The organism is Halosimplex rubrum (genome assembly GCF_013415885.1).
Classification (GTDB): Archaea; Halobacteriota; Halobacteria; order Halobacteriales; family Haloarculaceae; genus Halosimplex; species Halosimplex rubrum.
Genome location: NZ_CP058910.1, coordinates 1,630,312 through 1,653,420 on the forward strand (window position 1 = coordinate 1,630,312; position 23,109 = coordinate 1,653,420).

A 23,109-nucleotide genomic window follows, 5' to 3' on the forward strand; every position below is an offset into this window, starting at 1 on the left:
CGATGCAGGACCGCAACCCCGCAAAACGCATTCCGAAGTCGCTGGGTACCGGCACGAAACTACTCGGGACGTACACGCTGACCGACCTGGCCGTGGCGCTGTTTCCCGGCGTCGTGGTCGTCCTCCTCGTCCAGCTGGTCGTCCCGGTCGACCTGACCGTCGCCGGGTATCAGGCCGACGCGTTCACGCTCCCGGTGGCCGGCGCGTTCGTCGCCGTGGGCGCCGTGTTCGTCTACCTGACGCCCGCCTATACGACCAGTCTCGATTGGGTCACGTCGATGCTGGGCTTTCACGCGCGGGCCAGCGAGATCGACCACGAGGCGGCCAAAGCGTACACTCAGATCGAGCGCGTGTATCCCGACCGCGACGCCATCGAGCGGACGGACGGCGCCGTCGTCGGTCTCGTCCAGGTCATCCCTCCGACGATGGCGCTGGCGACCGACGAGGAGTGGGCCCGGAAGGCCGAGTCCTTCCAGGACTTCCTGAACACGACCGTCGAGTTCCCGATCCAGATCTATTCGACGACCCAACCGTTTCCCGTCGACGAGCACCTCGCTCGCTACGAGGCGCGCCTCGAGGACCCCGACGTGGAGGCCAACCCCCAGCTCGAATCGCTCATCGAGCACTACATCGACTGGTACGAGCAGGAACTGGCCGAGCGACGCATGACCATCCGCGACCACTACGTCGTCGTCCCGGTGACACCGGCCGAGGTCCACTTCGAGGAGGCGAGTCTCGCCGCGCAACTCGCCGACCTTCCAGTCGTCGGGCTGTTCGTCCGCGAGCTGTTCGCCCCGCGGGAAGCGGTCGAACGGGCGGCGCTGATCGACGAACTCAACGACCGACTCGGCCGAGTGCGAGCGGGCCTGCGCGGCATCGACGGCTGTACGGCCCACCGGATCGACGCGACCGACGCGACGAAGATCGTCGGCGAGTACTGGAGCGACGAGTCCCAGGACTACGGGGATCTCGACCAGGTACTTCGCACTCGCGGGATCGTCGGGGGGCCCGAGCGATGATCGAGGCACTCCTGTCGGTGCTTCCGACGCGTGAGGCCCCCACGGACGCCGACGACGCGGACAGTCACGGTGAGGCCGACGACGGCGATGAGGGGAGGGACGGCGGCGAGGCCGCACGGGACACGGACCGGGTCAGCGTCGATTACGACCCCGCCGAAGCCGACGGGACCGAGACCGTCCCCGAGATCCCAGAGATCCACCAGACGGTCGTCACGCCGTCGAGCATCGAACCCGAACCGAACGCCGTCCGCACCGGCGACCAGTGGGCCCGCACGCTGTGGACCGGCGAGTATCCCGACCGGCCCCGCGACGGGCTCTTCGAGACGCTGTACTCGACCGCGGCCACCCGCCGGACGGACATCAGTCTCCATCTCACGCCCAGAGACACGACCGCCACACTGGACACGCTCGAAAACACCATCGAGGATCTGGAGGCCGACCGGGAGTATCTCGAAGAGAAGCGCAAGGCCGGCGCCCGTGGCGTCGCGAAGGACCTGGAGGACTACCAGGCGCTGTACGACGCGCTCAGGAACACGTCGATGAGCGCGTTCGACGTGTCGATGTATCTCGCGGTCCAGGGGGACTCACCCGACGACCTGAACGCCGACGGCGTCACGAACACGGCGCGCCAGTCCCCGACGAATCTCACGCCCGTCACGCCCCGGTGGACGCAACTCGACGCGTTCGTCTCGGCCAGCCCGGTCGGCGTCGACAAGCTAAACGAGTCGCTGGACACGACGACGCCGATGCTCGCCGGGGCCGTCGGTGCCATGTTCCCGTTCGTCGCCGGCGCCTTCGCCGAGCCCGGAATCGAGTACGGCACCTACGCGCTGAACGAGAGTCCGCTCATCCTTGACCGCTTCGAGCGGGAGACAGGCTACTGCGCGATGGTGATCGGCCAACTCGGCGCCGGCAAATCCTTCTCGACGAAACTCCAGCTCCTCCGGCGGGCGATGTACGACCAGGACACGGTCATCATCATGCTCGACCCGCTGGGGGGGTTCGCTGGCGTGAACGGCGCGCTGGGCGGCGAGCGGATCACCGTCGGCGGGACGCGCGGGCTCAACCCGCTCGAACTCCGGGCGACGCCCGCGGACGTGTTGCAGGACGTCCCCGACCTGGACCCGTGGGCCGAACAGCTCTCGTGGGTGCTCACCTTCTTCGAGACCTTCTTCGAACACGTCGCCGCGAACCCGCTCGGCGACCGCAAGCAGACGCTTCGGCGAGCGGTCCAGGAGGCTTACGAACGCCAGGGGATCACCAAGGATCCCTCGACGCACGACAACGAGTCGCCGACCGTTCGGGACGTGATCGCCGTCCTCGAAGATCTGCTTGACTCACCCGAGCAGTTCGGCTACGCGACCGACGGCGAACAGGAGAAAGTCCGTGGCGACGCCCAGACACTGCTGACGGATCTCCGACCGTCGTTCCGCGAGGACGGCGACCTCGCGAACCTCGCCCAGCGGACATCCTTCGATCTGGATTCGTCGGTACTCTATCTCGATCTCCACCAGGAAGAGGGCGCGACCGGCCGCTCGGAGACGAGTCTCATGATGCAGGTGCTGTTCAACGCCGTCTACGAGCGGGCCAAGGGCACGGACAAGCGGGTCGTCTTCGCCATCGACGAAGCCCACTACCTGCTGAACGACGCCACCTCCCTGGAGTTTCTGGAGACGGCCGTCCGGCACAGTCGCCACTACGATCTGTCGCTGCAGTTCATCACCCAGACGGGCGGCGAGTTCGCGTTGACCCCTGAAGCGAAGACCATCGCGGATCTGTGTTCGCTCACGTTGATTCACCGGGTGCAGGAGGAGACCGACACACTCGCCGAGTGGTTCGGACTGAGCGAGCGGGAAGTGAACTGGGTCCGCACGGCGAAAGCCGGCGATGAGGAGGAGGGGTTCTCCGAGGCGTTGCTGGGGATCGATGAAGAGGGGTGGTTCCCGCTGCGGGTGCGTGCGAGCGAGTTCGAAGTCGACCAGATTGATCCGGCAGATGGATAACTCAGTCGTCGCGTAGACTGGTCTCCGCGCTCCAGCGCTGTGGGGCACACTTCACCGCCCAAATTTACCATGGATCTTTCCCGCTCGGGTCAATACCCAGATGTACGATGGCTGGCCAACGCCACGGTCGAATCCTTCTCGTCGCTATCGCTCTCCTTGTGGCTGGCTGTACGGGGGTAGTGCCGACCGATACCCCGGCAGGAGACGCCCCGTCGTCACCATCGTTGTCGACACCGACAGCCGATGCGACGGCAACAGCGATGAACGGCTCTGTGGAGGTTCACTTCATCAACGTCGGCCAGTCAGTGAGTACGCTCATCGTCGGCCCAACGGGCGAGACGATGCTCGTCGATACCGGGCACTTCAACGACGACGGAGAGCACGTTCTTCAGTATCTCCGTGGCCACGATATCGACCGGATCGACCATCTCGTTACCTCGCACAACGACGCCGACCATATCGGTGGGAACGCAGCAGTGATCGACTACTTCGAGCGTGAGGCCGATGGGGTCGGTGCAATCTACGATCCGGGGATCGCGGCGAGCACGCAGACATACGAACAGTATCTCGACGCTGTCGAGGAGTACGATGTGGCGCTCTACGAGACACGTGCGGGCGACTCGGTCCAGTTCGAGGGCGTCGACGTGCAGGTGCTTGGCCCACCCGACCCATATATCGAGAACGAGGGACGCAACGAAAACAGTCTCGTCCTCAAACTCACGTACGGAGAGACGAGTTTTCTCTTCACAGGTGATGCCGAAGACGATCAAGAAGCCTATCTCGTTGAGAACTACGGTGACCAACTGCAATCGACCGTTATGAAAGCTGGTCATCACGGTTCGGCGAGTTCGTCGAGCGGGGACCTGCTCGATGCAGTCCAACCGAAGGCTGTCATTCTCTCCAGCGCATACGATTCACAGTACGGCCACCCAGCCGAGGAAGTCCTGCGACGATTGGCCGACCGCTCATTGCCGGCCTACTGGACGGCAACACACGGCGATATCGTCCTCGTCAGCGATGGCAAGAGTGTCTCCGTCCGAACCCAGCAGGACGCACCGACAGCGCCACTCGATATCCGTTCCGGCAGCCCCGTCGAACCGGGCGTGAGCGGGAGTGTAACCGAACGAACCCGCCTTGGCGGTGAGCCGGTCGCAACACAGACTACGGTGGTCGTCACCGATGGTGGGACACCAGTCCAGGGTGGCGAATTGACTCTTGCGGAGGTCAACGCCGATGCCGAGGGTGATGACCGGGAGCATCTCAACGATGAGTACCTCGTATTCGAAAACACCGCGAGTGATTCGCTCGACCTCTCGGGGTGGACTGTCGAAGACGAGGCCGGGAAGACCTACACGTTTCCTGATGACTACACGCTCGAGGCGGGTGCGACTGTCACGTTACACACTGGGAGCGGAACTGTCTCCGAGAGCGACCTCTACTGGGGTGCTGGATCGCCGGTCTGGAACAACGCCGGTGACACAGTGATCGTGCGCAACAGTAAGGGTGAGCGCGTGCTTATGGAGACGTATTCATGAGTGACCTCGAGACCCTCGACGACGGCACCTACACTGCAGTCGTCGATTCGGTCGAGGATGGGTTTGCGACCGTGTTCTTCGAACGAGACGGCGACGAGGTCGGGAACGCGGTCGTTGAGTCGTCGGACCTCCCCGAGAGCGCGCGCCATGCCGATGCAATTCTGTCTGTCGACATCGAAGGCGGAACTGTGGCTTCGTACGACTACGATCCCGAGCGGACTGAGTCACGGAACGAAGCCGCTCAAAATCGATTCGACCAGCTGTCGAGCAGACCACCATCGGCCGAGGACTCGGGAACGAACGCTGGCTCTGGTGACGAACAATCCTGATTGCTACTCTGACCCGTCGATAGACAATTTCTGTGCTTGTTGTCGTGTTCCGCGTGGATACCAGCTGGTCGAACTCCGCGATGAGTTCCACATCGGGATTGAGGTAGTTCGTCTCGGTCATGAGGTCCGCCATCGTCACCTGCTTGTAGTCGTCCTGGTGTTCGCGGGTCGTCAGCGAGACGCCGGTCTCGTGAGGGTGCCACACTTCTCGCGAGCCCTCGTCGATGCTCACCGGTCGGTCTCGGAAGCTGACGAACGGCATGTGGGCGTTCCATATACAGTAACTACTAGTAGATTTGTAGAGGCCGATATCCGCCGTAAAAATGGAGTATTGGGGCTAAAAACGTGTATATATCTTTTAGTCCACCGACGAGGAGTGCGCTTCTATTCACCGAACTCCCGAGTGGAATAGCTGCGAAGTAGGGCTGCGGACGACCCTCAAACAGCGAGGGCATTTGATGAGGTCCAGACGGTCATGTCCGGACTAACCCCGACCACCCCGCCATGCTGGATTGAGGCCCACATTCTAGGATTATGAGCTGGCTCGCTCGCTAATAAAAAGTGATCAGTTGCCCCTTGTCCAACTGCCCACGATTTCGTTTGGTCACCGTAATTGATGGCAGGTGCATGCACAAAGAGTGACTTCCCACCTTGATGTCCAATGAGAGTGCTCCCATCCGTGAGGACGAACGTTAGATACGTCTCATCAGAGGGTCCGTCAGGATCATCATGCATACCGCCAGCCAGTTCAGCAACTCGCTCAACGACGGAACTGATACTTTCCCAGAGCACTTGTGGCCCAATGTCGTCTGCTTCTTTGCCAAGAACTCCTGCATCAGACATAGCGGTCAGGAGTCGGTAAAATAGTACCTCGCTATCCGTGGTCCCAACTATGTGGGAACGCAGAGAGGGAGCAATTTCGTCTAGCAGCGTCGCTCGTAAGTCATCAAAATCAGCGATATTGCCGTTGTGTGCGAACAGCCATCGACCGTATTGGAACGGGTGCGTATTTGCAACCGTGTGGTCACCATGTGTCGCACGGCGAACGTGAGCGACAACGCAACTTGAATCGATCTGATTCGAGAGAGTCGAATATACAGGGCTCTCAGCAGCCATCTCCGGGCTCTTGACAATCTCCGGAACGCCCTGAACGTACTGGCCTACCCCCCACCCATGCGGATTGACTTCGCTCAGCCGTTGCAGAGATTTGTCGGCGTCCAACAGCGATTCCTGAACGCGACAGGAAACGCTGCTCCGTAACGCGAACATTCGACACATGGGTGTTATCGATTCTCCTGCAAGTCGGATTCCGGCTCTTCAGGATGTCGTTCGGCGACCAAGACGCCCACCTGGTCATGCACACGCTCGATGTCCGTGACCACGAATCCGACGTCAGTGAGCATTTCTACGAGCATCCCGACGGTTTCCCCATCAACCCCGTGGTCGAAAAGCGGATCTTCAGGGTCAGGTGATCCGAAGAACATGGGGTCACCGAGTACGAATCGACGCGGGCCGAGGTCAGCGATGGCCTCGATAGCTTCGCGTTTTTCCTCAGCGGGGAGGTGATGCAGTGCGAAATTCGAGACTACGATGTCTACTTCGCCGTCGTAGTGCGGGTCCCGGAACTCTCCGTACCCGAAATCCACGTTCACGAGACCCCTATCGGCAGATTTTGACCGCGCCTGCTCTATCATCCCATCACTGATGTCGCGGCCGACGACGTGGCCGGCGTCCCCGGCCAACGCAAGCGCAATCAGGCCCGTCCCCGTTCCGAGGTCGAGGACGACATCGTCGGGACCAGGATTGGCGTGCTCGACGACGAGCGAGGCGCACGCATTGTAAATCGGCTTCTCGTCGCTGTCGTGTATGTCGTCATACTGATCAGCGATCTCCGAGAAGCGATCGCCGAGCTCCTCTAAGGACATGTCCATAGTTACCGCCCTCCCTCGAAGTCTTCCATAGAGAGTTCTCCATTCACGGTTGTCCCGACTGCGTACCCATCCCCGACGGCGGACGCTATTGAGGGTGGGCCGCCGCTAGAGGCGTCGCCAGCAATGAACAGCCCCTCGACCGATGTTACCCCGAATCCACGTTGGGAGCGCGTTGCATCGACGAGGCCAAACTCAGTCACGTCGAGATCGAGTTGTTCTGGGAGGTCGCTGTGTTGCTCCATCGGTGGCGGGTAGAACAGCGCATGCCGAGCGACATCGCGGCCATCCGCGAGTGAAACGCTTTCAAGTTCACCATTGGTGCCGTTGAGTGCGGTAATCGGTCTATCCTCGATTTGGATTCCACGCTCGACGAACAGCGACCGGGATTCTTCGTCGAAGACGTCCTCTCCATCGGTGAACACGACGAGGTCGTCACTCAGATTGTAGATGAGCTTCGCGTACTCGACAACGTGTTCGTCGGTAGCAATCACGCCGAGTGGTTCACCACGAACCTCGTAGCCGTGACAGTAGGGACAATGATACACCCCACTTCCCCAGAACTCCTCGAAGCCGTCAGTCTCAGGAAGATTGTCCCCGACTCCCGTCGCCAATACAACTTTCCGACTCGTGACGGTCTCGCCGGAGTCGAGTGTGCTGGTGAATCTGTCGTTGTCTTTACTGACGTCGGTCACCTTTGTGTCCCTGAATTCTGCCCCGTAATTCATGACCTCCTCACGGCCGAGAGCTCGGAGCTCTTCCGGTGGAACACCATCTCTCGTCAGGTAACCATGTGCTTCATCAGCTGGCTCATTCCGGGGTTCGCCGTTGTCGCAGATCAGGACACTACGGAGCGAGCGCCCTAACTGAAGGGTTGCACTCAAACCCGCAGGCCCACCCCCGATGATCAGAACGTCGTACTCCGACTCACCACGATCAGTTGTTTGCATATCTAGTGCAATCAGGACTGTTGGACATAAGGCTTTCGTATCTACAGATCGAAACCCATGATAGTAGAAATCGGGGTATTTGACTTATTAAAGCGTTCAAAGATGGGTTTTCAATTGGTGGCTGTCTACCTCCTCCTTCTCGATGAGAACGTAGTCACAAACCCTAATTGCTTCGATTGTGCAAATCTTATGTGTGGGAAGAACCAAGCACCGATACCAATGCCAGAGGCCATACAACGTCAGATCCGTGATGAGCGGGAATGTGAGGATCTTCTTGACTGTCTTCTCGGGCTGAATGAACGGGACAGAGCCGTTTTTCGGCTGTTAGCAGAATCTTCTGAGCCGCTTACCGTGGATCATATTGGAAAGTTCATCGGGAAAGAGCGGACAACAGCGTATCGCTCGATCAAACGACTCGAAGAAGCGGGGGTGGTCGTACAAGAGCAAGAAAGTTGTCCTAAAGGGGGATATCACCACGTGTACCGGGCTTCTGATCCGGATGAGATAGCGGACGACTTTCAACGAATACTCAACCGGTGGTACGCTGAAACCGGCCAGCTCATTCAGGAGTTCCGAGACACATATAGTGGAGATGATTCAGCTGAGATGGGTTAATAGACCCTCTCTACTTATTGATTGACGGTCGTTGAGGTCTTGCTATACTGACTGTCGTAAGTAATCGGTTATTTGTGGCGGATTAATTTTCCGCAATGCGGTTGCCACAGCTGGTCTGAGCTCGTCGATCGAACTAAAGAAAGGTTTCCGAGAGATCGTTTTAACTGGCGCCAGCACTCCTCAACAGGATTAAGATCCGGCGATCCTCGCGGAAAGTACGTCACTTCGATCTGTGTTTCTTCTACGAAGTCGCGCACTTGTTGGGACTTGAAATACGAGGCGTTATCCAGCAACACGTGGATTTTCTCGCCAAACTCGTCTTGAAGTGCTCGAAGGAATCTGATCGTCACGTCGCTGGTAAAGCGGTCTGAGACTTCGGCTGCGAAAAATTCGCGTTCGTCAGAGACTGCACCAAGGAGCTTTACACCCCTTGAACGCCGCCAAAACGGGAGATTTACTCGTTGACCGCGCGGAAACCACGAATGGTAGAGATCACAGCCGATCGTTTTCCGCGTCTGATCGACCGCAACGGTGGTATACTCATCAGAGAATGATTTACTCAGTTTTTTGGTAGCTTCCCAAAATTCGGTGCGTTCATCCTCGTCAGCTGTCGGCGGTTGCGGTCGCGGTGTTTGCCAGGTGAGACCGGCGTCTTTCAGCAATCTCTGGACGTGACGCAGGGAATATTCGGCTCCAAACTCGTCTTCGAGAAATTGCTGCGCGAGTTTCGTTGTCCACGCCGGTTGGTCGTAACCGGCCTCAGACGGCGGATTGTGGACGGTTTCCTGAAACTCCGCTCGGTCGGCGTCATCTAGTTTCGATGGCCGACCAGAGCGCTGTCGATCCTAGACGGCTTGGCTGATCGGTTCTTCTTCGAGACGGTCGAACCACCGGTAGATCGTTTGTTCGCGTGTATCGAGCCACTCTGCGATCATCGGCGCAGACGGCCCTCTCTTGTAGATAATCGTCACAATCAACCGCTGTGTCTCACGCTTTTCCGTTGCATCGTCAAGTGCTGCCTCTAGTTCGTCAATAGAAACGTCCTCTAATATGCCATTATTTCTCTATAATCAGGAAGAAAATTAGAAGTTATGGTTAGTTTCGTCTCTTAGTATAGTAGATATCATATGTGGGCGTTCATCAGCGTCGTCTTCCCGACGCCGGTCGGGCCGCAAAAGAGGACGACGCCGTGGTGTTCGTACAGTTGCCAGAGCATGGCGACCAGCTCGGTCGGGAGGCTGTCCCGCTCGAGCAGGTCGACGGGCGTCATCACGTCGGGGGCCTGTTTACGGATGGAGATGTGGGGGCCGTCCTCGCTGACGGTCGGCAGCGCCACCGCACAGCGGATGGTCTCGGAGACGCCGGGCGGGCTGAGGTTGACCTTCGCGCTGGGGTTGGCGGCGTTGAGCTCGGTGCCGTCGTCGGCGGCGAGTTGCTTGACGACGTTGACGAACTCGCTCTCCTCCTCGAAGGCGAGGTTCGTCGGGATCCGTTCGGTGTGGCCCACGTCGTCGCGGGGGACGACCTTGACGCGCTCGCCGACGCGGTTGGCCTCGACATCTTCGAGGCGGTTGTCGCGGATCGGGACCGTGAGCTTGCCGTAGCCGACGTAATCGCGGAGGACGTAGTAGACGAGGTCGTCCAGTCGGTCGGTAGCGTAGCGGTCGTCGACCGGCGGGATGGCCAACTCCCACTCGGCGAGCGCGCTCCGAACCCGGTAGCGGGCGGCGTCGAGCCAGGTTCGCGTGTTCCGCGCGGTGAGTCGTCGCGAGAGCAACTCGCGGGCGCGCTCGCGGACGAACGCTGCCTCGTCGTCGACGACGCCGTCCACGTCGGTTTCCCAGATTCGCTCCTTGCACTCGGCGACGAGGTCGGCGTCACCCGGGAGCAGGTCCGGTTCGCGGACCGCGTACTTCGTCATGAAGCTGTCCGTCCCCAGCAGGTTCTCGCGGTAGACGACGACGGGGATCTCGAAGCCGTGGAAGTCGACGGTGTGGTGGTCGAGCCGCTCGCTGGCGAAGCGGTCGAGGTACTCGGGGTCGGTCGGGAGTTCGGTCTCGGCGGGCGCGAAGTCGTCGGTGTGGACGACGACGCCGCCGCCGGCCACGTCGGCCACGTCGATCCGGTCGTCCAGCGCGTACGGCGTCAACCGTCCGAGACACCCCAGCTCGGCGAGCGCGTGGTACTCGAGGCGTCGACGGGCGCCCGGCGGGGCGTCGACCAGGCGGTCGAGTACCCGCCGGTGTTTCGGGTCGAACCCCTCGGCCATCCGTTCGACCGCGCCCTCACGCGTGCGCGGTCGTTCCAGACTCGCGTCGCCGAAGTACTCCAGCACCCGGTCGAGTCGGTCGCGGTTCCCGTCGGTGAGTCCCGGTTCGCGGACCTCGTAGTCGAAGTCCGTCGCGGTCTCGCGGATCGTGACGACGACGCCCGGCGCGACTTCGGTCTGTGAGCGCACGTCCGGCGCGTACCACGCCTCGGGGTCGTCGGGCGGCAGCGGCGGCGCGACCGCTCCGCCACCGCCGTCCCCCCGGCCGGCGAGTTCGAGTCGCTCGTTCGACATCTACGAGGGCTTGGCTGCCCGATGTGGTTTAAACTCTTGCATCCCTCCGAACAGAGGGTGTAGGCCGTTCTCCCTGTTTGGGCAGGTAACGGCCGACCGAGCGCACCCGATACACCACACGAGGGAGAGCGCTCAATACACCAACGAGTTGAAAGTCGACGACCCGCTCGCATCAGTCTCCGGCTCTGACACGGTAGATCGTGTATCGGAGTCGCCTCCCGATCCGGGCGGGCACCCGTCACACTGCGGCGGTCGACCGCAGTCGAACGATCGGGAGCGAGCACGATTTCTGGCCGATCCCGACCGGTTCCGCCTCCTGCGAACGATTTAGGAGTGTCCAGCCGAACATAGTAGCCATGTTTCCGGTGGGGGCTGACCGCCTACAGTGCGCGGTCGCCGGTACGGATGCGGTCGCGGACACGCTTTCGGGCGCGGAGATGGGTGGTGAGCGGTCGCTGGCGGTCGAGGTCGTCGGCCCCGGAGCGGGTGTGGCGGCGCAGATCACTGAATGCGAGGCGGACTGTCTGGTCGTCGACAGTGGCGCGACCGGTGTCGACGTGGAGACGGCGCTCGAACAGTGGAGCGCCGATCGGTCCGACGGCCCGGCGGTCGTGCTGACCGACGGATGGGGCGACGCCCGGGAGGCGGCGGCGCTGTCGGCGGGGGCGACGGAGACGCTGCCCCGGCGGCTCGTCGAGACCGATCCGGCGCTGGTAGCCGAGCGAGTCCGTTCGGCGGTCGACCGCGAGCACGCCCGGGACACTGCCGAGGCGCTGTACGAAACCGTCGCGGGTGTGGCCGCGGTCCACGACCCCGAGACCGGCGACCTGATCGACGCCAACCGGGCGTTCCGCGAGCTGGTGGGCTACGACCGCGAGACGGTGCGGTCGATGGCGCTCACTGAGTTCACGGCCGAGGTCCCCGGGTACGACCGCGAGCGGCTGGCCAACGCAGTCACCAGCGTGGCCGACCGGGGGGACGCGACAGCCGACGGGGCCGACCCGATCGAACTGGAGTGGCCGGTGTCGACGGCGGATGGATCGGTCCGATGGATCGAGTCCGAACTGCGGCCGGTGGCGCTGGGCGGGCGGACGGTCGTCCTCGCCGCGTCGGTCGACGTGACCGAGCGCCGTCGCCGGGAGCGCGCCTACGAGCAGGTGTTCGACAACGTCAACGACGTGATCACGGTCCACGACCCGTGGGCCGAGCAGCTGGTCGAAGTCAACGAGACGATGGCCGACCTGACGGGGTACGGTCGGGAGGCGCTCGTCGAGATGGACGTCGGCGGCTTCACGGTCGACGAAGAGGGCGACACCGCCGAGCGCGTCTACGAGGCCCAACAGCGGGTCGCCGCGACGGGCGAGGCCGAGACCGTCGAGTGGCTGGTCGAGACGGCTGGCGGGGAGCGGCGCGTGCTGGAGGCGAACCTCGCGCCGGCGACGATCGCCGGCGAGGACCGCGTTCTGGCGTTGGCGCGCGACGTGACCGAGCGCCGCGAGTCCCAGCGGCGGCTCGAACGGGAGCGCGACCGGCGGTCGGTGCTGTTCGAGAGCAACCCGGACCCGATGCTCAGGGTTCGCTTCGAGGAGGAGGTGCCGGTGATCCGGGAGGTCAACCCCGCCTTCGAGGCGGTGTTCGGGTACTCGCCCGACGAGGTCGTCGGGTCCGGCGTCGGCGAGGCGGTCGTCCCGGCGAGCGAGCGCGAGGAGTACGAGCGCCTCCGAGCGAAGGTCGCGCGCGGCGAGCGCGTCGAACGCGAGATCACCCGGCAGACGGCCGACGGGACCCGGGAGTTTTTCGTCAGGGTCATCCACTCCACTGGGGACCTGGCGGCCGACGGGGAGACGGACGCCTACGTCTGGTACACCGACGTCACCGAGCGGCGGGAACTCGAGCGGACCTACCGCAACGTCTTCGAGAACGTCTCCGACGGGCTGATAATCCACGACCCGGACACCGGGGAGATCCTCGATGTCAACGACCGCTTCTGTGCGATGAACGGGTACGAACGGTCGGAGCTGGTCGGCGAGACGATCGACATCGTCACCGGACCGGACCACAGCTACGAGCGCGCCGAGGCGCGCATCCAGGCGGCCAGGGAGGACGGGTCACAGCTGTTCGAGTGGCGCAACCGGCGCAAAGACGGCGAGACGTTCCCCGTCGAGGTCCACCTCTCCCTCGTCGACATCCGCGGGGAGGAGCGCGTCCTCGGCAGCGTCCGCGACGTGACCGAGCGCAAGCGCCGCGAGCGGGAGTACGAGCAGATCTTCGACGGGGTCGACGAGTCGATCGTCGTCCAGGACCCCGAGACGGCCCAGCCGCTCGACGCGAACCGGACGTTTCTGGACCGGCTCGGCTACGACAGCGTCGCGGCGGTCCGCGAGGCGGGCTTCGAAGCGCTCAGCGCGACCGGGTCCGGGTACACGACCGAGCGGGCGCGGGAGCTCTGCCAGCGCGTCGTGGAGACGGGCGAACCGGAGACCGTCGAGTGGCAACAGGAGACGCGGTCGGGCGAGCGGCGCTGGATCGAGGCGACGGTCGACGCCGCGGTGATCGGTGGCGAGGAGCGGGTCCTCTCGATGCAGCGCGACATCACCGAACGCAAGCGGCGCGAGCGGCTGGTCCGCGCGCTCCACGAGTCGACCGACGACCTCCAGGAGGCGGAGACGCCCGAGGAGGTCTGCGAGGCGGCCATCGACGCCGCGACCGAAGTGCTGGACCTCTGGTTGCCCACCTGCTGGCTCCGTGGGCGCGGCGACGGCGGAACCGACGCCAGCGACGGCGGGACCGACGACGGGGGCGATGCTGCCGACGCGCTCACACCGGTCGCCGCCGGCGACGCGGTCGACGACCTCGCGCCCGGCGACGGACCGCGCCCCCTTGACCCCGACGACCTCGAGTACAGCGTGTACGAGGGCGACGAGCGCGGGGTCTACGACCCTGAGGCCCTCGACGGCGGGACGCCGCCCGGGGACGCGGTGCTCGTCCCGCTGGGCGACCACGGGCTGTTCGGCGCGGTCGACCGGGACGGTGACGGGTTCGACGATATCACGCTCGACGTCGCGGGCATCCTCGCTCGCCACGTCACCGCTGCGCTCGACCGCGTCGAGCGCGCTCGGGAACTCCGGGAGAGCGAGCGCCGGTTCCGGCTCATCGCGCAGCACATCGACGAAGTCGTCTACGTGGCGACGGCCGACTTCTCCGAGATACGCTACGTCAACGACGCCTACGAAGAGATCTACGGGCGTTCCGTCGCGGAACTCGACGAGGACCCGACCGCGTTCACCGAGGCGGCTCACCCGGAGGACCGGCCCGATTACGTGGCGGATATCGAACGTCTGGTGGCGGACGTCGAAGCGGGCGACCCCCGAGATGCCTACGGCGGTGAGTACCGGATCGAGCGCGACGGGGAGACCAGGTGGATCACCGCCACCCGCTTCCCCGTGCGCAACCGAGACGGGAGCGTCGACCGGATCGTCGGCCGAGTTCAGGACGTGACCGAGCGCAAGCGCCGCGAGCGGGAGTACGAGCAGATATTCGACGGCGTCAACGACGCGATCACGGTGTTCGACCCCGAGGCTGGCGAAATAACCGCAGTCAACGAGACCTACAGGGAGATGCTGGACTACGACCTCGAGGCGATCCGGGAGCTGGGAATCGAGGGACTCAGCGCCACCGACGAGGGGTACACCGGTGAGCGCGGGTGGACCCTCATCGGCGAGGTCGCCGCGACGGGCGAACCGGAGACCATCGAGTGGCGCGTCGTGACCGGCGCCGACGAGCGGATCTGGCTCGAAGTCACGCTAGCGCCTGCGGAGATCGGCGGCGAACTGCGAGTCCTGTCCATCCAGCGTGACGTGACCGAGCGCAAGCGCCGCGAGCGGGAGTACGAGCAGATATTCGACGGCGTCAACGACGCGATCACGGTCCACGACCCGGAGACCGGCGAGATTCTCGACTGCAACGAGCGGATGTGTGAACTGACCGGGTACGATCGCGAGGAACTGCTCGCGGATGGGATGGAGGCGATCAACGTCCCCGAGGAGGGGTACTCCAGCGAGCGCGCTCGCGAAACGATCCGGGACGTGATGGACGCGGACGAACCGGGCAGCCACGAGTGGCTGATAGAACGCGAGGGCGGCGAGCGCCGGCGGGTCGAGGTGAACAACACGCCGGCGACGATCAACGGGCAGCGCCGGTACCTGGCGATCATCCGCGACATCACCGAGCGGCGTCGGACCGAGCGGCGACTCGGAGCGGTCCTCGACCGCATCGACGAGGCCATCTTCGTGACCGGTGCCCGGGAGATAACCGCCGCGTCGCAGTCGCCCGAGTACGTGTGTGCGGGATACGAGGAGATCTGGGGCCAGTCGCTCGAGGAGATCCGCGAGACCTACGAGGACGGGTTCTTCGGGACTATCCATCCCGACGACGAGAGCGAGTACCGATCGTTCATCGAGGGTATCGTCGCCGACATCGTCGACGGGGTCGCGGCCGATAGCTACTCCCACGAGTACCGCATCGAGCGACCCGACGGGCAGTCGCGATGGGTACAGTCGGACTACTACCCGATCGACTGGGAGGCCGGCACCGACCGGATCGTTATCGTGAGCCGTGACGTCACTGACCGGAAAGCCCGCGAACGACGGATGGCATCGTTCGACGACGCGAGCGACGACCTCGCGACTGCCGACACCCCGGAGGAGGCGGCGCTGACCGCCGTCGAGGCGGCCACCGAGACGCTCGATCTCCCGGCGGTCGGCGCGTTCCTCTACGACGCCGACGACGGCGTGCTCCGCCCGGAAGCCCTGACCGGACCGCTCCCGTCGGCAGTCGGGGGCGCCCCCATCGGACCGGGGGACGGACCCCTCTGGGAGGGGTTCGCCGACGGGACGAGCGTCGCTTCGAACGGCGGACACGGTGACTCCGGAGTCGTCGGTGGGAACGAAACTCGGGGTGAGGGAGTCGTGAGCGACGACGGGGCCACGGCGAGCGGGGGCGACCCCGACGGGCTGGCGGACCTGCCGGCGTGGCGGGCGATCGCGCTCGGGAACCACGGCGTCCTGCTGGTGGGCTCGCCCGACAGCGCGCTCGGCTCCGAGCGGATCCAGGCGGCCCACGTGCTGGCGGCGACGCTGGAGGCGGCGCTCAACCACTTGGAGGGGCGACAGCGACTCGAAGCCCGGGAGGAACAGCTCCGCACGCAGACCCAGCGGGCCGAACGACTCGACCGGATCGCGCGGCTCACCCAGCGGGTCGAGGCGGCCATCACGGACGCCACGGACCCCGGCGAGGTCGAGCGGGCGGTCTGCGAGCGCCTCGCCAGTTCCGGCCCGTACGACCTCGCGTGGGTCGGCGGCGTCGAGGTCGGGACGGACCGGCTGGCCGCCCGCGCGGTCGTCGGCGGCTCGGAGGGGTACGTCGAGGGGCTGGACCTGACGACCGCCGACGACACGGCGGATCCACACCCCGCGGTCGCGGCCTGGCAGCACGACGAGGTTCGGGTCGCCGACTCGCTCGTCGGGGACGGACCGGCCAGCGACTGGCGCCGGCGCGGGCTCTCGGCAGGGTATCAGTCGCTGTGTGCCGTCCCGCTGACGTACGACGGTATCACCCACGGCGTGTTGACCGTCGGCACCGACTCGCCGAAGGCGTTCGGCGACCGCGAGCGCGAGGTGCTCGCACAGCTGGGGACCTCTATCGCGAACGCGCTCGCGGCTATCGAGCGGCGGCGGGCGCTCGAATCCGACGAGACCGTCGAACTGGAGTTCGTCGGCGGCGGGAAGCACCTCCCGTTCGCCCGCGCCGCGGAGGCGGCGGAGTGTCGGGTGACGCTCGAACGGACGGTCTCCCGACAGGACGGGTCGGTCAGCGTCTACTACGGGTTCGACGGCGACGTGCCGCCGGACGCGGCCGCCGTCGCCGAGCGGACGTTGCCCGGGGCGGTCGACGTAGTGACCGACGACTCGTCGTCGACGCTCGTCGAATCCAGGGCCGACGAGTGGTTCGGCGCGCCGCTGGCGGAGTACGGCGGCGTCCTGCGGGAGGCCGAGGCCGACTCCGACGGGACCACCGTCGTCGTCGAGGTGCCCCGGCAGGCCGACGTGCGGTCGTTCGTCGAGCGACTGGCGGGCATCGCGCCGTCGCTCGAACTCGTGGCGCGGCGCCAGCACCGGCAGCGCGACCGGACGCCGGCGGAACTGGCCGACCGTATCCGGTCCGACCTCACCGACCGCCAGTTCGAGGTCCTCCGGACGGCGCTGTCGGCGGGGTACTTCGAATGGCCCCGCGAGAACGACGGCAGCGAAGTCGCCGACCGCCTCGACATCACCCAGCCGACGTTCAACAAACACCTTCGGATCGCCGAGCGCGCGACCTTCGGACTGCTGTTCGACGGCGACGACTGAGCGGCCGGCTCGGTTTCCCTACCCGCCGGTCAGCGAACGCCGTCTCGCTGGAGCGCCGAGAGGGAGTCACTGAGCGCGAAGCCGAGCGCGACCGTCCGGAGCAGCGCGGCCGTCGCCAGCGGCGACTCCGCGGCGTCGGGAACGGGATAGCCGTGGTCGGATTCCACGGCCGCGGCCGTCCGGGAGAGGGTCGCGAGCCGGCGAGCGCGACTCGTCGCGTAGGCGTCGACGACCGCCGACGCCGGTCGGTCGGCCCGCGCGACCGCTCTGACGAACGCGAGGGCGTCCTCGACCCCGAGCGGGATCCGGAACCCAGTCGCCGGCGCGACCGGCCAGGCGGCTGCTCCGCAGGCGGCGACCCGGTCGCTCCCCCACCACCTCGGGTCGGGGGACCGCTCGGGGAGTCGGGCCTGCCGGACGGTCGTCGGTTCGACCCCGTCGAGGGCCGTCGCCAGCCCAGTGGCGTCCGGGAGGGGGGCCTCGCGGCGTCCCGCGATGGACTCGTCCTCGCGCTCCGGGTCCGGTGCAGTGACCCGGACCATTCCACCGCCCCCATCCGGACGGGGGAGTCGTTGCACGACGGTTCCGGAGTCCCACCGGTCTAGCGTCCAGTTCTCTCCGGGAGTGTCTGCGGGGAGAGGGGCCGGCGTCTCGTACTGGACGAGCGCCGCTCGGTCCGGGCGCGGGCGGTCCGGCAGGTGGCCAGCGGCGTCGACCCCGCGAGCGTCGACGACCGCGTCGAACCACTCCACGACGCCGTCGTCGAACTCGACTGCGACGCCGTCGTCGCGAGGGGACAGCGCCGCGACGCGAGTCCCGTCGTCCCGCTGGCGGGCGGGACGGCGCGCGTCGAGGGCGCGGCGGAGCGCCCGCGTTCGGACGAGTACTGGGGGCGTTTCGACCCCGTCCAGTCCCCCGGGAACCGCCGCATCGGTGGCCGCTTCCGTGTCGTTCTGTCGAACGGAGACGCCATCGACGGCGACGCCGCGCTCCCGGACGGCCGCGGCGGCGTCGACCGCGGCGAGTACCGCGAGCGTCGCCGGTGGCAGGTACGTCACGCCCGACCGGGACGGCTCGGCGTCGCTCGACGCGACCAGCGGGTCGTACCCGGCGCGCCGGAGCAACAGGGCCAGCGTGAGCCCGACAGCCGTCTCACCGACGACGAGCACTTGCCGCTCCGGGCGGCCCCCGATCGCGTCGTCCGGAGGGACGCTGATTCGCGCCCCGAGGGCGCGGTCGGCTTCATTCGCCCGGTCGCTCGAGCCACTCGTCCGGTCAGCGGCCTCGTCGACCGAGTCGGCGTCATCCTTCGGGTTCGCGTCCGCCCCGCGATCGGGCTCGTCGCTGGTACCGGTGACGGCGCGACCGAGCAACCGGCCGGTCAGTCCCCACCGCCCCGCCGCGCGGCGACCCCTCGGAGACGACAGTCGGCAATCGGACATTCGACGGCCCTTCGCGGTCGCCGTACCTAAGCGGACGAGCCGTGTTTCAGGCCGAGAAACAGCGGCGGTCGTGCGCGCCACCGAGCGCGAGCGCGTCGGGGCGTCCGTGGTCGGTGATCGTGTGAGCCGTTGTCGTCACAACGTGTGTAGCCCCGAGCCGGCCCCGGTGACAACGTGAGTTTCCAGTACGCCGAGGGGCGTCGGGGCCGACGCTACGGACGAGACTGAGCGATGCCACTCACCGAATCCGCGCGGTCGGGGCCCGTCGAGACGACGGAGGACGCGCCCGGCGACCCCCTGGCCGACGAACTCCTGGAGTTGCTCGACGCCGAGTACACGCGCCCGATCCTCGAAGCGATCCGGGCGGACCCGAAACCCGCACGGGCCATCGCGGACGCGTGCGGGGCGTCCCGGCCGACCGTCTACCGCCGGCTGAACGCGCTGCAGGAGGCCGGGCTCGTCGACACCGACCTCGCGTACGACGCGGACGGCCACCATCGGACGGTGTTCGAGGCGGCGTTCGAGTCGCTGACCGTCGCCGTCACCGAGGACGGACTCTCGGTGACGGTCACTACCAGCGGTTCCGAGCGGTCGTCGAACGGACGGACTCGTCCCGCGCCCACCGAGTGACCGGCTCACCTCCCGACTCTCTCTCGATGGCTTCCGCGTGTGCGAGCGGCGCCGCTTCGCGCTGGAACCCACTCTTGAGACGACATTTCGGCCGGTGTCACGGACCGAGAGTCAATACAGCTAGCCCGTCCACCTGGGAGTGGCGACGACTGTAGCCAGTAGGTTCGGGGGAGTGGGCCCAGCAGTGTCGATAGAGCGTTCCCATGGTACTATCCACTGATTCGCGATCGACAGGCCGCGTCTCGACCGGGGCGGACGAGTCGACGGCCACGCCCGAGGCGGTTATCGAGGTGCTCGCCGACGACCACGCGCGGACGATCCTCCGAGCCGTCCGGGCCGAGCCGAGGTCGGCTCGGCGGCTGAGCGAGCTGTGCGACGCGTCGCGGCCGACCGTCTACCGCAAGCTCGACCGGCTCCAGCGGGCGGGACTGGTCACCGCCGAGATGGAGCACGACACCGACGGCTACCACCGTCGGCGGTTCGAGGCGGCCGCGGACCTCGTCGAGTTCGAACTCGGCGACGCCGGCTTCGACGTCACCGTCGACCCGAGCGAGCCGGGGCGTGACCTCTCGCGCTGACTCGTCCGGCGGTTCCTGTCGGAGTCGGCCGCCGTCACCTGCGAGTCCGACTCCACCGGCCGGAGACGGCCTCGCTCCGGATCTCCTGTTCGGGCCCACGTGTTTCAGCGGCTGAAACACTCCTGTTCGGTTGATTATCCCCCGGTCACTACTACCGATCGCCCGCCCGACCGGAGGCGGGAGCCAGTATCCGGCCGCTGTCACACTCCTCGTGACAGGGAAACCACCCCATCCCACCCTACCACTCCCCGAACCCGCCCACTTCCCGAACCAACCCACTTCCCGAACCCACCACCCTGATCGCCGCCCTTCACCGCTCGGTCGGGTCGTGTCCGACCGCCGCCCGGCCCCCAGTCCCCACTCGCTTCGGCCCTCGTCTCCGTGCCCCCGACTCCGCCGTCGCCGTCGATTCGACCCCGTTTCGCGACCCGTCGAAGTCCCCTCCGTTCCGACTCTGTCCGCCGCCTTCGAATCGGCGCCGGATCCCGGTCCGAGGTTCCGAGTCTGAAACCCTGATATCACTTTTATCTTCACGGCACGCGGACTGTCCGTATGAGCGATGGTGGCGACCGCGACGGCACCCCCTCGTGGATAGACGACCAGCCGCGTCGGCCCGACGCGTCCGACGAGACGGTCCGGATCGAGACGATCCCGGACGACGACGCGGGCACGGTCACGTTCGCCGCTCGCCGCGATAGTGACGGGCCGACCGTCGCGTGGATCACCGTCGACGCGGCGACGGTCGTCGATCTCGGAGCCCACAACTGAGCGCGCATTCCGCGGGCGCTCGGCGGAATCGAACCCCGACGCTGGCGGGGGACCCCTCAGCTCTCACGGGAGTGCTGTCGATCCCCGACCGACGGGGAACGTGGTGATTCCAGCGGTGGGCCCTCCGCCCGCCACAGCGTCGAGCGGATGTCCCGACGGGTCACCCCCGCCGGTCACCGGTCGTCTCGACCTCGTCGGCGTCCGCGACCGCCCGACGAGCGTCGTCGAGCAGCCCCTCGCCACCGGCCACCAACACCAGCGGGTCCCCGTCGGGCGCGTACACGTCCATCTCCGTCCCTTTCTCGGAGTACCACTGGTCGACGACGGTTGCGAGGCCGGCGTCGACGAGATTGTCGAGGTGGTAGTCGGCGTTCTGGATCGAGGTGTCGACCCGGTCGGCCAGCTCCGACTGCGTCGCCGGCTCACGGTACAGTTCCGAGAGGATCGACCGGGCGAGCTCCGCCGAGAGAACGGAGAAGACAGCATCGGACTCGATGTCGTCGAGCCCGACGACCTCGGGCTCGCCGTCCGGGCGTTCGATTCGCGGCTCTCGCGGTAGTAGGGCGCTCATACCACTCACAAGCGGCTGCACCCTCAGAAGTGGTCTCACTACGTCAGTCGACACCGCGTCGGTCCTGGGCTAGATAGATTGATCCGGCGGGCGACGCGACCGCTCCGCCACCGCCGTCCCCCCGGTCGGCGAGTTCGAGTCGCTCGTTCGACATCTACGAGAGCTTGGCCGCCCGATGTGGTTTAAACTCTTGCACAGCGGCCGTCACTCTTTCGGAACACCGGCCGGTCGAATCCGCGCTCGAATCTCGACTGCCTGTCGATCTTCGAAAGGAGATCGTCGATGGCGAAAGCTGCGGCTACGAGTCGAAGAGGGCAAAGGCACCCCGACAGCGGTCCCCGATCGTTCCACGTGAGCCGATTCGGATTGAAACCGGCTGCAGCGAACCTGTTGGAACAGGTTCGCCGGCACGGTGGCGTCGGATCCCCCACCGGGGGTCTGACCTGGCGGTTAGAGACGGCAGTTATCGGGTGTCGCAGTGGTCTCTGTGTGTCGGATTCCGGCTCAGGTGATCTCCTCGATCAGCTCGAATCCATTTTTGAACCGCACGCAGTCGTCGAATCCGCTTCTCGAGAGAGCAGAGACGATCCCCTCGCCAGCGTCGATATCGGTCGTCACGACGCACGCAAACTTTCCGTTCCCCACGTCGAGATGTTCCGCTACAACAGCCCCGAGCGCGGTATCCGCCTTCTCGATCTGGTCTTCGCGTCGGTTCGACGACTGTGCGATGAACGTCCGCACGTCGTCCATCACCTGCGATACGGTACCGTTTGTGTAGTCCGGTTCGTCGGCGACCGTGACCCAGCCCGTCTCGATCGCGCTGTTGATCGGGGTCTGGCCAGGCGTACTTCCTTCCGGAGCGCCCCCGAGTTCGTGGTACACACGCTGGGGAATCACGAACGAGATGGCGTTCCGCTGGGCAAACCGGCCCAGCGCTGTGTACTTGTTGTTCTGCTGGCGGCCACAGGCGACGAACAGTCCCGTATCCGCGGCCCAGACGACGCCCTCCTGCATCGGATCGAACGGCTCACTCATCTCCGCGACCTGTCAGTTTCCCGTCTCGGGCGGTTGCTCGCGGGCACACCGGATGTCCTCGAAGTACGGATCGACCGCCTTCATATCGAGGACGACCTCTCGAAGGGCTTGCAAGACTGCGATAGCGAAGGCGGGTTGGAGATCGAGTTCCCGGGCCGCCACCCGCTCCGACATCTCGCCTTCGACGTACGGGATCGCGTAGGTGAGTGCGGTCGCGAGTTTTCCGAGGCCGTGCTTTTCCAGCAGGATATCAAGATCCTGATCTCGAGGTGAGCGTCCGAACGCTTCGATGAGAGTCGGGGTGACCGTGGATTCGTCGCCGTCGAGGTTGGCAGTGAGAGTGATCGGAACCGCCGAATACGTGTGCGTCTTCTGTGCTTCGTCCCGTGTCAGTACCCCAAGCTCGACGAGCGTGCTCGTGTCCGAGTACGCGGTCGTCCGCGGCAGCCCCAATGCGTCAACGATATCGTCGATGGTGGTTTCGCCTTCCCGAAGGATGTACGTGTACAGGCGTGCCAGCCGCGGCTCTTCCAAGAGCCGGGCGACAGACAGGAGGCCGTTGATAGCTCGTTCGGGATCGCCGGCGGCTCTCGACATACAACTCATAATTCGTGTGTTGTGTAATAATTCTTCGGGAGAGCGCGAAGCGGTGAACCGCCGCGGGGTCGAGCCCCGGGGGCCCGTAGTTCGTCTGGGGCGTTCCAGCCGGGGACCGACGCGACGGTTCGGGCCGGTT

Annotated in this window: 16 protein-coding genes and 3 pseudogenes; 9 read left to right on the forward strand and 10 right to left on the reverse strand. The window is 65.4% G+C overall.

What is annotated here, in order from left to right; translation table 11 throughout:
• Positions 1–2: 2 nt before the first annotated feature.
• The 4 genes from HZS55_RS08020 to HZS55_RS08035 all read left to right on the forward strand — a co-directional run bounded on the left by HZS55_RS08020 (position 3) and on the right by HZS55_RS08035 (position 4,886).
• The gene (locus tag HZS55_RS08020; protein WP_179911170.1) at positions 3–1,019 is read left to right on the forward strand and encodes a hypothetical protein; all 1,017 of its coding nucleotides are present in this window, start codon (positions 3–5) and stop codon (positions 1,017–1,019) included.
• Positions 1,016–3,022, forward strand: a complete 2,007-nt coding sequence (locus tag HZS55_RS08025) for a VirB4 family type IV secretion system protein (RefSeq protein ID WP_179911171.1) — start codon at positions 1,016–1,018, stop codon at positions 3,020–3,022. Before HZS55_RS08020 ends, HZS55_RS08025 begins: the two co-directional genes overlap by 4 nt.
• A 107-nt stretch (positions 3,023–3,129) precedes the next feature.
• Positions 3,130–4,557: a lamin tail domain-containing protein gene (locus HZS55_RS08030; RefSeq protein WP_179911172.1), complete on the forward strand. Its 1,428-nt coding sequence runs from the start codon at positions 3,130–3,132 to the stop codon at positions 4,555–4,557.
• Complete coding sequence (locus HZS55_RS08035) at positions 4,554–4,886, forward strand: DUF3006 domain-containing protein (RefSeq protein ID WP_179911173.1); 333 nt, start codon at positions 4,554–4,556, stop codon at positions 4,884–4,886. The genes HZS55_RS08030 and HZS55_RS08035 overlap by 4 nt, the downstream gene beginning before the upstream one ends.
• A gap of 43 nt (positions 4,887–4,929) precedes the next feature.
• On the opposite strand, the pseudogene HZS55_RS22605 reads toward HZS55_RS08035, so the two are convergent.
• The 4 genes and pseudogenes from HZS55_RS22605 to HZS55_RS08050 form a co-directional block, all read right to left on the reverse strand.
• Positions 4,930–5,211: pseudogene (locus tag HZS55_RS22605) on the reverse strand (secretion system protein); the annotation flags it as partial.
• 113 nt (positions 5,212–5,324) lie between these two features.
• Positions 5,325–6,164 carry a class II glutamine amidotransferase gene (locus HZS55_RS22995; RefSeq protein WP_218927290.1) on the reverse strand — a complete coding sequence of 280 codons (840 nt, stop codon included), beginning with the start codon at positions 6,162–6,164 and terminating at the stop codon, positions 5,325–5,327.
• A gap of 5 nt (positions 6,165–6,169) precedes the next feature.
• On the reverse strand, positions 6,170–6,817 hold the full coding sequence (locus HZS55_RS08045; RefSeq protein WP_179911174.1) for a class I SAM-dependent methyltransferase: 648 nt from the start codon (positions 6,815–6,817) through the stop codon (positions 6,170–6,172).
• A gap of 2 nt (positions 6,818–6,819) precedes the next feature.
• On the reverse strand, positions 6,820–7,764 hold the full coding sequence (locus HZS55_RS08050; protein ID WP_179911175.1) for an NAD(P)/FAD-dependent oxidoreductase: 945 nt from the start codon (positions 7,762–7,764) through the stop codon (positions 6,820–6,822).
• 219 nt (positions 7,765–7,983) lie between these two features.
• On the opposite strand from HZS55_RS08050, the gene HZS55_RS08055 reads away from it, so the two are divergent.
• On the forward strand, positions 7,984–8,379 hold the full coding sequence (locus tag HZS55_RS08055; RefSeq protein ID WP_179911825.1) for a helix-turn-helix domain-containing protein: 396 nt from the start codon (positions 7,984–7,986) through the stop codon (positions 8,377–8,379).
• 68 nt (positions 8,380–8,447) lie between these two features.
• Here the strand turns inward: HZS55_RS08055 and HZS55_RS08060 are convergent.
• Positions 8,448–9,212, reverse strand: a pseudogene (locus HZS55_RS08060) (IS630 family transposase); the annotation flags it as partial.
• A 293-nt stretch (positions 9,213–9,505) separates the two neighbouring features.
• Positions 9,506–10,942: pseudogene (locus HZS55_RS08065) on the reverse strand (type II/IV secretion system ATPase subunit); the annotation flags it as partial.
• A gap of 356 nt (positions 10,943–11,298) precedes the next feature.
• Between HZS55_RS08065 and HZS55_RS08070 the strand changes: the two are divergent.
• Entirely contained in the window at positions 11,299–17,349 is a 6,051-nt protein-coding gene (locus HZS55_RS08070) for a PAS domain S-box protein (protein WP_179911177.1), read from the forward strand.
• A 29-nt stretch (positions 17,350–17,378) separates the two neighbouring features.
• On the opposite strand, the gene HZS55_RS08075 is transcribed toward HZS55_RS08070, so the two are convergent.
• Positions 17,379–18,791, reverse strand: a complete 1,413-nt coding sequence (locus HZS55_RS08075) for an FAD-dependent monooxygenase (RefSeq protein WP_179911178.1) — start codon at positions 18,789–18,791, stop codon at positions 17,379–17,381.
• 231 nt (positions 18,792–19,022) lie between these two features.
• Here HZS55_RS08075 and HZS55_RS08080 point away from each other — a divergent pair, with 231 nt between their 5' ends.
• The 3 genes from HZS55_RS08080 (at position 19,023) to HZS55_RS08090 (ending at position 20,767) form a co-directional block, all read left to right on the forward strand.
• A complete protein-coding gene (locus HZS55_RS08080; RefSeq protein WP_179911179.1) occupies positions 19,023–19,421 on the forward strand; it encodes an ArsR/SmtB family transcription factor in 399 nt (132 codons plus the stop codon).
• A gap of 203 nt (positions 19,422–19,624) precedes the next feature.
• A complete protein-coding gene (locus tag HZS55_RS08085) occupies positions 19,625–19,999 on the forward strand; it encodes an ArsR/SmtB family transcription factor (RefSeq protein WP_179911180.1) in 375 nt (124 codons plus the stop codon).
• Between the two features lie 552 nt (positions 20,000–20,551).
• The gene (locus HZS55_RS08090) at positions 20,552–20,767 is read left to right on the forward strand and encodes a hypothetical protein (protein ID WP_179911181.1); all 216 of its coding nucleotides are present in this window, start codon (positions 20,552–20,554) and stop codon (positions 20,765–20,767) included.
• Between the two features lie 160 nt (positions 20,768–20,927).
• Here HZS55_RS08090 and HZS55_RS08095 read toward each other — a convergent pair whose 3' ends face one another.
• The 3 genes from HZS55_RS08095 to HZS55_RS08105 form a co-directional block, all read right to left on the reverse strand.
• Positions 20,928–21,338 carry an ArsR/SmtB family transcription factor gene (locus HZS55_RS08095; protein ID WP_179911182.1) on the reverse strand — a complete coding sequence of 137 codons (411 nt, stop codon included), beginning with the start codon at positions 21,336–21,338 and terminating at the stop codon, positions 20,928–20,930.
• 504 nt (positions 21,339–21,842) lie between these two features.
• Entirely contained in the window at positions 21,843–22,373 is a 531-nt protein-coding gene (locus tag HZS55_RS08100; protein ID WP_179911183.1) for a hypothetical protein, read from the reverse strand.
• 12 nt (positions 22,374–22,385) lie between these two features.
• Entirely contained in the window at positions 22,386–22,970 is a 585-nt protein-coding gene (locus HZS55_RS08105) for a DUF7437 domain-containing protein (protein ID WP_179911184.1), read from the reverse strand.
• Positions 22,971–23,109: the final 139 nt, after the last annotated feature.